At 31.5% G+C, this 12,995-nt stretch carries 12 protein-coding genes; 9 read left to right on the top strand and 3 right to left on the bottom strand.

Annotated features, from left to right (window positions below; all coding sequences use genetic code 11):
- Positions 1–3: 3 nt before the first annotated feature.
- Genes leuC through leuB form a run of 4 tightly spaced genes read left to right on the top strand, consistent with a single transcriptional unit; the run spans position 4 to position 4,611 of the window.
- Complete coding sequence (leuC, locus tag AC34EU_RS04525) at positions 4–1,398, top strand: 3-isopropylmalate dehydratase large subunit (RefSeq protein ID WP_487533965.1); 1,395 nt, start codon at positions 4–6, stop codon at positions 1,396–1,398.
- A 2-nt stretch (positions 1,399–1,400) separates the two neighbouring features.
- Positions 1,401–1,997 (top strand): 3-isopropylmalate dehydratase small subunit, encoded by a 597-nt coding sequence (gene leuD, locus AC34EU_RS04520; protein WP_487533966.1) that lies wholly within the window; start codon positions 1,401–1,403, stop codon positions 1,995–1,997.
- Positions 1,998–2,039: 42 nt separating this feature from the next.
- Entirely contained in the window at positions 2,040–3,539 is a 1,500-nt protein-coding gene (locus tag AC34EU_RS04515; protein WP_487533978.1) for an alpha-isopropylmalate synthase regulatory domain-containing protein, read from the top strand.
- A 4-nt stretch (positions 3,540–3,543) separates the two neighbouring features.
- Entirely contained in the window at positions 3,544–4,611 is a 1,068-nt protein-coding gene (leuB, locus tag AC34EU_RS04510) for a 3-isopropylmalate dehydrogenase (RefSeq protein WP_487533967.1), read from the top strand.
- Positions 4,612–4,616: 5 nt separating this feature from the next.
- Here leuB and AC34EU_RS04505 read toward each other — a convergent pair whose 3' ends face one another.
- The 3 genes from AC34EU_RS04505 to AC34EU_RS04495 all read right to left on the bottom strand — a co-directional run bounded on the left by AC34EU_RS04505 (position 4,617) and on the right by AC34EU_RS04495 (position 8,145).
- The gene (locus AC34EU_RS04505) at positions 4,617–4,964 is read right to left on the bottom strand and encodes a tRNA-binding protein (protein ID WP_487533968.1); all 348 of its coding nucleotides are present in this window, start codon (positions 4,962–4,964) and stop codon (positions 4,617–4,619) included.
- Between the two features lie 8 nt (positions 4,965–4,972).
- Positions 4,973–5,905 carry a peptidylprolyl isomerase gene (locus AC34EU_RS04500; protein WP_487533969.1) on the bottom strand — a complete coding sequence of 311 codons (933 nt, stop codon included), beginning with the start codon at positions 5,903–5,905 and terminating at the stop codon, positions 4,973–4,975.
- Between the two features lie 65 nt (positions 5,906–5,970).
- Positions 5,971–8,145 (bottom strand): RecQ family ATP-dependent DNA helicase, encoded by a 2,175-nt coding sequence (locus AC34EU_RS04495; protein ID WP_487533970.1) that lies wholly within the window; start codon positions 8,143–8,145, stop codon positions 5,971–5,973.
- A gap of 87 nt (positions 8,146–8,232) precedes the next feature.
- Here AC34EU_RS04495 and AC34EU_RS04490 point away from each other — a divergent pair, with 87 nt between their 5' ends.
- The 5 genes from AC34EU_RS04490 to glmS form a co-directional block, all read left to right on the top strand.
- Positions 8,233–9,198: a KpsF/GutQ family sugar-phosphate isomerase gene (locus AC34EU_RS04490; protein ID WP_487533971.1), complete on the top strand. Its 966-nt coding sequence runs from the start codon at positions 8,233–8,235 to the stop codon at positions 9,196–9,198.
- The gene (gene tatC, locus AC34EU_RS04485; RefSeq protein WP_487533972.1) at positions 9,198–10,007 is read left to right on the top strand and encodes a twin-arginine translocase subunit TatC; all 810 of its coding nucleotides are present in this window, start codon (positions 9,198–9,200) and stop codon (positions 10,005–10,007) included. The genes AC34EU_RS04490 and tatC overlap by 1 nt, the downstream gene beginning before the upstream one ends.
- A 4-nt stretch (positions 10,008–10,011) precedes the next feature.
- Positions 10,012–10,752 carry an LPS export ABC transporter ATP-binding protein gene (gene lptB, locus AC34EU_RS04480; protein ID WP_487533973.1) on the top strand — a complete coding sequence of 247 codons (741 nt, stop codon included), beginning with the start codon at positions 10,012–10,014 and terminating at the stop codon, positions 10,750–10,752.
- Complete coding sequence (locus AC34EU_RS04475) at positions 10,752–11,156, top strand: GNAT family N-acetyltransferase (RefSeq protein WP_487533974.1); 405 nt, start codon at positions 10,752–10,754, stop codon at positions 11,154–11,156. Before lptB ends, AC34EU_RS04475 begins: the two co-directional genes overlap by 1 nt.
- A gap of 1 nt (position 11,157) precedes the next feature.
- Positions 11,158–12,995: glutamine--fructose-6-phosphate transaminase (isomerizing) (glmS, locus tag AC34EU_RS04470; RefSeq protein WP_489666824.1), on the top strand; the 1,838-nt coding region annotated here is incomplete at its 3' end.

Genomic DNA, 12,995 nt, shown 5'->3' with positions numbered 1-12,995 from the left:
TTAATGTCTAAAACTCTTTTTGATAAAGTATGGGACTCTCATGTAGTCAAACATGTTAGTAATGGTCCTGATGTTCTATTTATAGACAGACATATGATTCATGAAGTTACAAGCCCTGTAGCCTTCTTAGGACTTGAAAAAAGAGGTGTATCCGTTTTATGTCCTAATAAAACTTTTGCTACAGCAGACCACAACACACCGACAGTTAATCAACATCTTCCCGTTCAAGATCCCCTTTCAGCTAATCAATTAAAAGCTTTAGAAGAAAATTCGATTAAACATAAAATTTCATTTTGGGGATTAGGGCACAAAAAAAATGGTATTGTTCATGTGATAGGTCCAGAATATGGAATTACCCTTCCAGGAGCGACAATAGTTTGTGGAGATTCACACACATCAACTCATGGAGCTTTTGGAGCTGTTGCTTTTGGAATTGGAACATCAGAAGTTGAAATGGTTCTTTCAACTCAATGTATAATGCAGCTGAAGCCAAAAAAAATGAGAATTAATATAAATGGAGATCTTGGTAAAGCTGTAACGCCTAAAGATGTAGCTCTTTTTATTATTTCAAAATTAACTACTTCAGGTGCAACAGGTTATTTTGTTGAGTATTTTGGAAATGTTTTCACTTCAATGTCTATGGAAGGAAGAATGACTGTTTGTAATTTGAGTATTGAAATGGGAGCTAGAGGTGGTATGATTGCTCCAGACGAAAAAACCTTTCACTACATCAAAAATAGAGAGTTTACTCCAAAAAATAAATCATGGGATAAAGCAATGGACTATTGGCAAACGCTTTATACAGAAAAAGACTCAGTTTTTGACAAAGAATATCACTTTAATGCAGTTGATATTGAACCAATGATAACATATGGAACAAATCCAGGAATGGGAATACCAATAACAGAGGAAATACCTAAAGCGAGTTTTATTAAGGGTGGTGAAATTACTTATCAAAAGTCTTTAGATTATATGGGTTACAATGAAGGAGAAGGGATGATTGGAAAGCCAGTTGATTTTGTTTTTCTTGGAAGTTGTACAAACGGAAGGATTGAAGACTTTAGAGCATTTGCTGAGGTTATTAAAGGTAGAAAAAAAGCTCCTAACGTAACGGCCTGGCTTGTCCCTGGGTCTCACAAAGTGTTAAATTCAATTAAAGAAGAAGGAATTTTAGATATTCTTAATAAATCAGGATTTAAACTTCGTGAACCAGGATGTTCTGCCTGTTTGGCTATGAATGACGACAAGGTTCCTGCTGGGAAATATGCTGTCAGTACATCGAATAGAAATTTTGAAGGACGTCAAGGACCAGGGTCTCGAACACTTTTAGCTAGTCCGATTGTAGCTGCTGCTGCTGCAATAACTGGAAAAGTTACCGATCCAAGAACATTATTTTAATTATGGGACACGAAAAATTTAAAATACTTACCAGTAAAGCGGTTCCACTTCAAATAGAAAACGTAGATACTGATCAAATTATTCCTGCTCGATTTCTAAAGGCAACAGAAAGAGTTGGCTTTGGAGATAATCTTTTTAGAGACTGGAAATATAACCAAGACAACACACCAAAAAAGGATTTTATTTTAAACAACCCTATATATGGTGGTGAAATATTGGTGGGAGGAAAAAATTTTGGATCTGGATCATCTAGAGAACATGCTGCTTGGGCAATTTACGACTATGGTTTTCGTTGTGTGATTTCAAGTTTTTTTGCTGATATTTTTAGAAATAACTGCTTAAATATCGGTATTCTCCCCGTCCAAGTATCAGATGATTTCTTGTCTATTATTTTTAAAGAGATAGAAAATGATCCAAAAACATTATTAGAGATTAATCTTTTAGAACAAAAAATATCAATTATTAAATCTAGAGTCTCTGAGTTTTTTGAAATCAATCCCTACAAAAAAAACAACATGTTGAATGGCTTCGATGATATAGATTACTTAATTAACATAAAAGAGCAAATTAGTATTTTTGCCAAAAATACTCCACTTTAAAAATTTATTTTGAAATTAAATAAGATTCGAAATATTGAAATTATGGACACCACACTTCGTGATGGGGAACAAACATCAGGGATTTCTTTTTCTCCTTCAGAAAAACTTGCTTTATCAAAGTTACTTTTAAATGAATTAAAGGTAGATAGAATCGAGGTTGCATCAGCTCGAGTTTCAAAAGGAGAGCTTGATGCTGTTAAACAAATAAATGACTGGTCTAAGGAAAACGGATATCAAGATAAAATTGAAATACTTACTTTTATTGATAACGGTATTTCCTTAGAATGGCTAGTGAGTTCTGGCGCTAAAGTTCAAAACCTATTAGCTAAAGGTTCATTAAATCACTTAAAACACCAATTAAAATCATCACCAGAAGAGCATTTTAAAAATATAGAAAAAAATTTAATTGATGCAAAAAAAAATAGTATTGTAACAAATGTATATTTGGAAGACTGGAGCAACGGTATGAGAAACTCCTTTGAATATGTTTTTGATTTTCTAGATTTTTTAGCCACTCAACCTATAAAAAGAATTTTACTTCCAGACACACTCGGCATCTTAACTCCAACAGAAACTAAAAAATATATATCCAAAATAATAAAACGATATCCAAAACAACACTTTGACTTTCATGGTCATAATGATTATGATTTAAGCGTAGCAAACACTATGGAGGCGGTTAAGTCAGGAGTTCACGGGCTACACTTAACAGTCAACGGAATGGGTGAAAGAGCGGGAAATGCACCATTAGCAAGTGTTATTTCAGTTCTTAATGATTTTATACCTGAGGTAAAATCAAATATTAGAGAGAAGTCTTTATATAAAGTTAGTCAGATAGTATCAACTTTTACAGGATTCAGAATACCTGTAAACAAACCTATTGTTGGAGCTAATGTTTTTACTCAAACTGCTGGAATTCATGCTGACGGTGACAGTAAAAATAATTTATATTATAATGATTTACTCCCTGAACGTTTTGGAAGAAAGCGATCGTATGCATTAGGTAAAACATCTGGAAAAGCCAATATTCTTAAAAACCTTCAGGAACTTGGACTTACACTAAATGATAGTGATATAAAAAAAGTTACAAAACGAATTATAGAACTTGGAGATAAAAAACAAAAAGTAACTGCAGATGATCTTCCCTATATAATATCAGATGTTTTGGACAGTAAGAATATACAAAAAAAAGTTTTCGTAAAATCATATGCACTCACTCATACTAAGGACTTAAACCCAAGCACTTCTGTTTCTCTAGAAATTGATGGGAAAATATTTGAAGAAAATGCTTCTGGCGATGGACAGTTTGATGCTTTTATGAAAGCAATTCAAAGAATTTACAAACGAAAAAAACTTATTTTACCGAAACTAATTGATTATGCTGTTCACATCCCACCTGGAAGTAATTCAGATGCTCTTTGCGAAACAAGTATAACATGGAAAAATGATGATAAAAAAGAATTTATTACTCGTGGGCTTGATTCAGATCAGACAGTTTCGGCAATAATTGCTACTGAAAAAATGTTAAACACCTTAAATTAATTAAATGAAGTTAGAAATTGCTCTTTTAGCTGGTGATGGAATTGGACCAGAAGTAATTAATGAAGCAGTAAAAGTATCAAATGCTATAGCTCAAAAGTTTTTTCATGAAATAACCTGGAAACCTGCATTAACAGGAGCTGCTGCAATTGATTCAGTAGGAGATCCTTATCCCGAAAGCACTCATAATATATGCTTAACCTCAGATGCGGTACTTTTTGGAGCTATAGGACTTCCTAGATTTGACAATGATCCTTCTGCAAAAATTAGACCTGAAGAAGGGCTTTTAAGAATGAGAAAAAAATTAGGTTTATATGCAAATGTCAGACCTACATTTACTTTTCCTTCATTAATTGACAAATCACCCTTAAAAAGAGAAAGGATTGAAGGTACTGATTTAGTTTTTTTACGTGAATTAACAGGAGGTATTTATTTTGGGAAAAAAGGTCGAAGTAATGATGGGAATATTGCCTATGATACTTGCACTTATAGTAGAGATGAAATCACACGTCTAGCTAGAAAGGGTTTTGAGTTAGCTATGACAAGATCAAAACGTTTATGTTGTGTAGATAAAGCAAACGTGATGGAAAGCTCGAGGCTATGGAGAGAGACTGTTCAAAATCTAGAAAAAGAATATCCTGAGATAGAAGTTTCTTATGAATTGGTAGATGCTGTTGCTATGAGGTTAGTTCAATGGCCTAATACTTATGATGTTTTGATTACAGAAAATTTGTTTGGTGATATTTTAACTGATGAAGCTTCAGTTATATCTGGATCCATGGGGTTAATGCCTTCAGCTTCTATTGGGAACGGTAACGCATTATACGAGCCAATCCATGGTTCATATCCACAAGCAACTGGAAAAAATATAGCAAACCCAATTGCAACTATTCTTTCAGCAGCTATGATGTTTGAAATGAGTTTTAATTTGTTCGACGAAGGCAAGTTGATTAGAAGTGCTGTGAATACCTCTTTAAATAAAGAAATAGTAACTGAGGATTTATCAAATGGTAAAAAGTCATTTAAGACATCTGAAGTTGGAGATTTTCTAGTTAGAGAAATTTTAAATAGCTAACCAAACTAAACAACTAAACTTCCATTTTGAATTTTTAGATTGGGCTCTAAAAGTGATACTCCTTTACTACTAGACACACCCAACACCAGGCATTGACTTATAAAATTTGAAATTTTTATTTGACCTATATTAATAGCAGCGACAATTTGTTTACCTATCAATTTTTCAGGTAAATAAAGTTCTGTGATTTGGGCTGAAGATTTTAATTCTCCTAATGAACCAAAATCAATTAATAGTTGATACGCTGGTTTTATTGCATTTTTAAAATGAACAGCACTTATTATAGTTCCGATTCTAATATCTATCGAATCAAAATCTTCATAATTTATTATATTTTTTACTTTGGAAATCACAATAGTTTTTATTTGATTTTTATTAATTCAACCTCAAAGATTAAGGTAGCATCAGGTGGAATTACTCCTCCTGCTCCTTGACTTCCATAAGCCAGACTACTAGGTATAACAAATTTTGCAGAAGCTCCTTCGCTAATAAGGCTGATGCCCTCATCCCACCCTGGAATAACTTGTCCAAGACCTAAGGGGAATTCAATAGGCTGATCTCTCTCATAAGAAGAATCAAAAACAGTTCCATCTAATAACATTCCTTTGTAATGAACTGACACTGTGTCTCCTTTGTTAGGCCTTTTATTGCTGCCCTCTTTATCTATTATATAATATAAACCTGAAGAAGTTTTCTCCATACCTGTAATGTGACTTCCAAGCTGTTCTTTTAAGTCTTCATTAAATATTTTTTTACTTTCATTTTTTTTATCTAAAAAGCTTTCAAAAGCTTTGAAAGCATTCCATTTATTTGCATTTTTCCCAACTCTTATAATTTCAATTTTATTTATAATATCATCTTGTTTAATTTGATTAACTACATCTTGCCCATCAGTAACTTTTCCAAAAACTGTATGTTTACCATCAAGCCAATTTGTAGCTATGTGAGTTATAAAAAATTGACTTCCATTGGTTCCAGGACCTGAATTTGCCATAGATAATATACCGGGAGTGTCATGTCTTAATTCATCTATGAATTCATCATCAAACTGATATCCAGGACCACCAACACCAGAACCCTGAGGGCAACCACCTTGAATCATAAAATCTGGTATCACCCTGTGAAACTTCAGTCCATCATAATATGGATTTCCAATTTCTTTTGTGTCATTTTTTATATCCCCCTCAGCCAATCCAACGAAATTACCAACAGTCCCTGGAGTCAATAAATATGTTAATTGAACTAAAATATCGCCTTTTGAAGTATCAAATTTTGCATATAAACCGTCTTTCATATTATTAATTTATTTTAAAAATGCAAATATAACTATAGGATTCTTAATAAGAAGTTATTAGTTGTTTAATTTGCTACTTCAGATAAAAACTTTATTCTATACAATCTAATTTCATCCTCCTCATAATCATCTTCAAAATTATTTAGAGCTTTTTCAATTTTATCTGATTCAGTTTCAATAAAATATTGATATAATTCTTCTTGAGAATCCTCATCTAAAATTTCATCGATCCAATAATTAATATTAAGCTTAGTACCTGATTTCACAATTGTTTCCATTTCAACAATCAATTGATCTAAATTCATTTTTTTACCTGAGGCTATGTCATCTAAAGGAAGTTTTTTATCAATGTTTTGAATTAAATAAAGTTTCAAAGATGATTTAGAGCCTGTACTTTTAAAGATCAAGTCATCTGGTCTTGTAATATCATTTACATTTACATAATCATTAATTAGTTTTAAAAAAGGATCCCCATAACGTTTTGCTTTACCCTCTCCTACCCCAGAAATACTAACTAGCTCATGTCTTTCTAGTGGATATTTTAAAGCCATTTCCTCTAAAGAATTTTCTTGAAAAACTACATAAGGAGGCACACTATTATCGTTTGCTATTTTTTTCCTTAATTGTTTTAAAAGATTAACTAAATTTTGATCAGTAGAATTATTAAATTTTATAGGTCTAACAGAGTTATAGATATGATCAGAGGTCATCATATAATTATATGGTGAGATTAAATATTTTTCTCCTTTGTCAGATACTTTAATTAGACCATATGTTTCAATTTCTTTTTTTAAAAAGCTTGAAATAATAGCCTGACGAATTAAAGACATCCAAAATCCTTCATCTTTATAAGTTCCGCTTCCAAAAAAAGTTTTCTGATGAGTTTTGTGTGAAACAATTAATGCATTTGACTTACCCATCAATACTTTCACTAACTCTTTTGGCTTGTATTTTTCTTTTGTTTCTTTAACAACATTAATCAATAAGGATAATTCTTTTTTAGCTTCCTTTTTAGGTTTAGGATTTCTAGAATTATCGTCATTTTCAGCTCCATCACCATTTAAAGGATCAAAATCTTCACCAAAATAATGAAGAATAAATTGTCTTCTTGAAATTGAAGTTTCAGCATAAGACGCCATTTCATTCAGCAAAGCAAAACCCATCTCCTGCTCTGCTAGTGGTTTTCCTGACATGAATTTTTCAAGCTTTTCAATGTCTTTATAAGCATAAAAAGCTAAACAGTGACCCTCTCCCCCGTCTCTTCCTGCTCTTCCAGTTTCTTGGTAATAGCTTTCCAAACTCTTAGGAATATCATTATGAATTACATAACGAACATCCGGTTTGTCGATTCCCATTCCAAAAGCAATTGTGGCTACAATCACGTCACAATCTTCATATATAAATCTATCTTGATTTGTTATTCTAGTTTTAGAATCTAACCCAGCATGGTATGGAAGTGCATTAACCTTGTTTACTTGTAGGATCTCAGCTAATTGTTCAACTCTTTTTCTTGATAAACAGTATATAATTCCTGATTTTCCTTCATTTTTTTTAATATACCTAATTATATCAAGATCAACCTGATCAGTTTTTGATCTAACTTCATAAAAAAGATTAGGCCTATTAAATGATGCTTTAAAAACTTTAGCATCTTGAATCTTAAGGTTCTTCATTATGTCCTCCTGAACTTTTGGTGTTGCAGTTGCTGTTAGAGCTATTATTGCAGAGTTTTCTTTAATTTTATTAATAATGCTACTTAAATTTCTATAATCTGGGCGAAAATCATGACCCCATTCTGAAATACAATGTGCTTCATCTATAGCAAAAAATGAGATTTGAATTTGTTTTAAGAAAGATATTGTATTTGTTTTAGTTAATGATTCTGGAGCTACATATAATAGTTTAGTAATCCCAGATTTGACATCCTTTTTAACTACTTCAACAGCTTGTTTACTTAATGAAGAATTTAAAACATGAGCTATACTATCATTTGATGAAATCCCTCTTATTGCATCAACTTGATTTTTCATTAATGCAATTAAAGGAGAGACAACAATTGCTGTTCCTGAATTTAGAAGGGCAGGTAATTGATAACATAAAGATTTACCTCCTCCAGTAGGCATTAAAACAAAAGAATTTTTCTGCTCTAAAAGGTTTTCAATTACTGACTTTTGTAAACCTTTAAACTGCGAAAATCCAAAATATTTTTTTAACTTTTTATCTAACTCTTCTCCTTTCATCTAGATCGTGCTTAATCATAAAATAGCTACATTTGCAATAATATTAAATATACAATTTTCTTTTCAAAAATTTAAAACATATTCAGTTTGACGTCAAAAGAAAAAATTATTCATAGAGGAAAGACAACTCTGCTAATTGAAGCTGAAGCAATTCAAAACCTAGTGATGCAGATAGATGAAAACTTCTATAAAGTTGTTGATTGTCTTAACAAGTCTAAAGGAAGAATAATAGTTACAGGAATCGGAAAAAGTGGTGTTATTGGAATGAAGATAGTTGCCACCATGAATTCTACTGGAACTCCATCTGTATTTATGCATGCTGCTGATGCAATTCATGGTGATTTAGGAATAATTCAAAAAAACGATTCCGTAATTTGCATATCAAAAAGCGGGAATTCTCCTGAAATAAAAGCATTAATACCATTTTTAAAAAAAGAAAAAAATCTTTTAATTGGTATGACTGCAGACACAAAATCCTTTTTAGCTACAAATTCAGATCTAAAGCTTATAACACCAATTAAAAAAGAAGCTTGCCCAAACAACCTGGCACCAACTACAAGCACAAGTGTACAATTAGCTATGGGAGATGCATTATCTATGTGTTTATTAGAATTGAATGAGTTTGAAGCAAAAGATTTTGCTAAATATCATCCTGGCGGAAGTTTAGGGAAAATGTTATTTCAAACTACTAAAGACTTGATCACATCACACCCCCCTCCAGTTGTTGATTTAATGGATTCAGTAAAGAAAGTAATTACTGAAATTACATCCAAAAGACTTGGAGCTACTGCTGTAGTAAACAAAAACAAGATCATAGGTATTATTACTGATGGTGATATTAGAAGAATGCTAGAAACTTACGAAAGCATTAATAAGTTAATAGCATCAGAAATTATGACTAAAAATCCAGTAAAAATAAAACATGATATATTAGCTACAGATGCAATTAAATTAATGAATAATAAAAATATAAATCATTTAATTGTTACTGAGAATTCTATTTTCATTGGCATAATTAATATTTTGGATTTTACAAAAGAAGGAATTAGTTAATGAAAGATCCTAATCAAATGTCATTTCTAGATCATCTTGAAGAATTAAGATGGCACCTTATAAGATCTGTTTTATCTATTCTTATCTTTGGAGTAATTGCTTTTATGTTCAAGGATTTTATATTTAACACTCTTTTATTTGGACCAAAAAGCACTGATTTTATTACCTACAAATGGTTTTGTGATATAAGCCAACTACTGGGCCAAGGAAATAGTTTTTGTGTTCAAGAAATGCCATTTAGAATACAGAGCAGAACAATGGCAGGTCAATTTTCCGCCCACTTATGGACTTCTATTTTGGCTGGGTTTATAGTAGCGTTTCCATATGTACTTTATGAGGTTTGGAAGTTTATAAGTCCAGGACTTAATCAAAATGAAAGAAATAATGCTAAAGGGTTTATTTTAGTTGCATCAGCTTTATTTTTTATTGGTGTTCTATTCGGATACTATATTATCACTCCGCTGTCAATAAATTTTCTTGGAAATTACACTGTAAGTACTGAAGTTTTTAATGATTTTGATTTGGCTAGCTATATTGGATTATTAAGGGCTTCTGTTTTATCATCTGGATTGATTTTTGAGCTACCAATAATTATATATTTCTTTACTAGGATTGGAATTGTTAGTCCTATGTTTTTAAAAAAAAACAGAAAGTTTGCATTAGTTATTTTACTAAGTTTATCAGCAATTATAACACCCCCAGACATCGCAAGTCAAATCATAGTTTGTATTCCATTATTTATATTATATGAAGTTAGCATCATAATCTCAAGAATGGTATACAAGAAGCAAGAACTTAACAAACTCTAATTAAATGGAATTAAAGGCTGAAAATATTGAAAAATCTTATAGAGGTAAAAAGGTAGTAAAAGGAATTTCTTTGAGTGTAAAGCAGGGAGAAATAGTTGGCCTACTTGGTCCTAATGGCGCAGGTAAAACTACTTCATTTTATATGATAGTGGGTCTTATTAAACCAAATACAGGGAATATATATTTAAATGATGAAAAAATCACTAGGTTTCCCATGTATAAAAGAGCCCAAAATGGCATTGGATACCTTGCTCAAGAGGCATCTGTTTTTAGAAAGTTAAGTGTAGAAAATAACATTTTAAGTGTATTGCAGATGACTAATCTCAGTAAAACAGAACAAATCCAAAAAACAGAATCTCTTTTGGAAGAATTTGGTTTAACTAAAATAAGAAAAAATAGAGGAGATCTTCTTTCAGGTGGTGAAAGAAGAAGAACTGAAATTGCTAGAGCCCTTGCAACAGATCCGAAATTTGTTCTGTTAGACGAACCATTTGCCGGAGTTGATCCAATAGCTGTTGAAGACATTCAAAGAATAATTGCTCATTTAAAAAACAAGAATATAGGAATATTAATTACTGATCATAATGTTCAAGAGACACTCGCTATAACCGATAAAACATACTTAATGTTTGAGGGGAATATAATGAAAGAGGGAACTCCTGAAGATTTGGCAAAAGATGAAATGGTAAGAAAAGTGTATTTAGGAAAAAACTTTGAATTAAGAAAAAAGAAAATAAACATCTAGTGGATATAAAAATTCGTCAAGCTTCAGAAAATGATGTTCCTGAAATAATATCTATTCTTAAATGTGCATTTGATTCTCCGTCAAACCCTCCTTCAAACAATAAATATCTAGAGGATTCCAATATTTTAACTTTTGTTAGTGAGATTGAAGGAAATGTTATTGGAACTGCAACTCTTCATATTATTAAAAAGATTAATCGAAAAATAGGATTAATTGAAGATGTTGCTGTTCTTCAATCATATAAAGGAAGAGGTGTTGGTAAATTATTATTAGAACATTTAGTTGAATTAGCTAAAAAAGAAGGAGTATACAAAACCATTTTAAATTCAGATAAAAAAAATGAACTCTTTTATCACAAAATTGGATTTAAAACAGAACAAATACAATTAGTAAAACGTTATTAAAATGTGTGGAATTGTTGCTTATATTGGAACAAAGGACCCTTTACCTATAATACTAGAAGGACTAAAAAGGTTAGAATATAGGGGTTATGATAGTGCTGGTATTTTTATTAGTAATTCAAAAATAAATGAAGTAACAAAAACAGCAGGTAAAGTTTCTAAACTCAAAAAAGTACTACAAAACAAACCTGACATAAGTCCTACCATTGGAATGGGGCACACAAGGTGGGCAACTCATGGTGAGCCAAATAACATTAATGCACATCCACATGAATCAAATTCAGGAGAATTAACTCTAATTCACAATGGAATAATTGAAAACTATGATGTTTTAAAGCAAGAATTAATTAAACGTGGATATAAATTCTATTCAGATACTGATTCTGAAGTTTTAGTTAATCTTATTGAGGATATTCAAAAAAAAGAACAGATAAAACTTGGTAAAGCTCTTAGGATTGCGCTCAACCAAGTTGTTGGTGCTTATGGAGTTGTTGTTTTTGATTCAAAAAAACCAAATGAAATTATTGCAGCCAGACTAGGAAGCCCCTTGGCTATTGGTCTTGGAAATAATGAGTTCTTTGTTGGATCTGATGCAACTCCTTTTTTGGAATTCACAAGGAAGGTAATCTATCTAGAAGATTATGAAATGGCTATTCTCAAAAAAGAGAGTCCTATTAAAATTTTTAATATTACTAATGATCAAGTTGTAGATCCATACATAGATCAATTAAAGTGGAATTTAGAAAATATTCAAAAGGGTGGATACAAACATTTTATGCTAAAAGAAATCAATGAGCAACCCGAAGCTATCAATAATGCGCTTAGAGGAAGATTATTAGCAAATGAAGGTAAGATTCAAGTTGGAAGTTTAAATGAGCATCAAGCTAAGTTCTCAAAAGCCCGAAGGATTACTATTGTAGCGTGTGGAACTTCATGGCATGCTGGGCTAGTAGGAGAATATTTACTTGAAACTATTGCACGTATTCCGGTAGAAGTTGAATATGCCTCTGAATTTAGATACCGTGAACCTATAATTTATTCAGATGATATTATAATTCCTATATCTCAATCTGGAGAAACTGCAGATACATTAGCTGCAATTAAAATTGCTAAAAAAAATGGGGCATTTATTTATGGGATTTGCAATGTAGTTGGAAGTAGTATTTCAAGAGAAACTCACAGCGGAATGTATACACATGCTGGACCAGAAATTGGTGTTGCATCTACAAAAGCATTTACAACTCAAATTACAGTTCTGAGCTTATTAGCCCTTAAAATGGCTGAGATTAGAGGCACAATGAGTAATCCAGAATTGAGAGCTTTATATTTTGAATTAAGCAGTGTACCTCAAAAAATAAAAGAATTTTTAATTGATGATTCATCTATAATTGAAATTGCAAAAACTTTCTTCAAATCTAATAACTGTCTATATTTAGGAAGAGGCTTAAACTTTCCAGTTGCTTTGGAGGGAGCTTTGAAACTTAAAGAGATTTCATATATACATGCAGAAGGTTATCCAGCAGCAGAAATGAAGCATGGTCCAATTGCTTTAATTGATAAAGATATGCCTGTAATTGTAATAGCAACTAAAAAAGGTCATTATGATAAAATCGTAAGTAATATTCAAGAAATAAAATCAAGAAAAGGAAAAATAATTGCGATAATTACAAAGGGAGATAAGGTGGTTAAAGGTTTAGCAAATTATTTTATAGAAATTCCTGAATCAACTGAATTTTTCTCTCCACTATTTAGCATAATCCCTCTTCAGTTGTTGTCCTATCACATTGCTGTATTAAGAAAATGCAATGTAGATCAACCAAGAAATTTAGCTAAATCTGTAAC

The sequence above is a fragment of the Candidatus Marivariicella framensis genome, from assembly GCF_982709265.1.
Note: the sequence above shows the minus strand (reverse complement) of the source record. Positions and strands in the feature narration are given on the sequence as shown.

What these genes read in the sequence shown, in the direction of transcription:
- leuC (WP_487533965.1), top strand. Translation starts at nt 4, where the DNA reads ATGTCTAAAACTCTTTTTGATAAAGTATGGGACTCTCATGTAGTCAAA.
- leuD (WP_487533966.1), top strand. Translation starts at nt 1,401, where the DNA reads ATGGGACACGAAAAATTTAAAATACTTACCAGTAAAGCGGTTCCACTT.
- AC34EU_RS04515 (WP_487533978.1), top strand. Translation starts at nt 2,040, where the DNA reads ATGGACACCACACTTCGTGATGGGGAACAAACATCAGGGATTTCTTTT.
- leuB (WP_487533967.1), top strand. Translation starts at nt 3,544, where the DNA reads ATGAAGTTAGAAATTGCTCTTTTAGCTGGTGATGGAATTGGACCAGAA.
- AC34EU_RS04500 (WP_487533969.1), bottom strand. Translation starts at nt 5,905, where the DNA reads ATGAAAGACGGTTTATATGCAAAATTTGATACTTCAAAAGGCGATATT.
- AC34EU_RS04495 (WP_487533970.1), bottom strand. Translation starts at nt 8,145, where the DNA reads ATGAAAGGAGAAGAGTTAGATAAAAAGTTAAAAAAATATTTTGGATTT.
- tatC (WP_487533972.1), top strand. Translation starts at nt 9,198, where the DNA reads ATGAAAGATCCTAATCAAATGTCATTTCTAGATCATCTTGAAGAATTA.
- lptB (WP_487533973.1), top strand. Translation starts at nt 10,012, where the DNA reads ATGGAATTAAAGGCTGAAAATATTGAAAAATCTTATAGAGGTAAAAAG.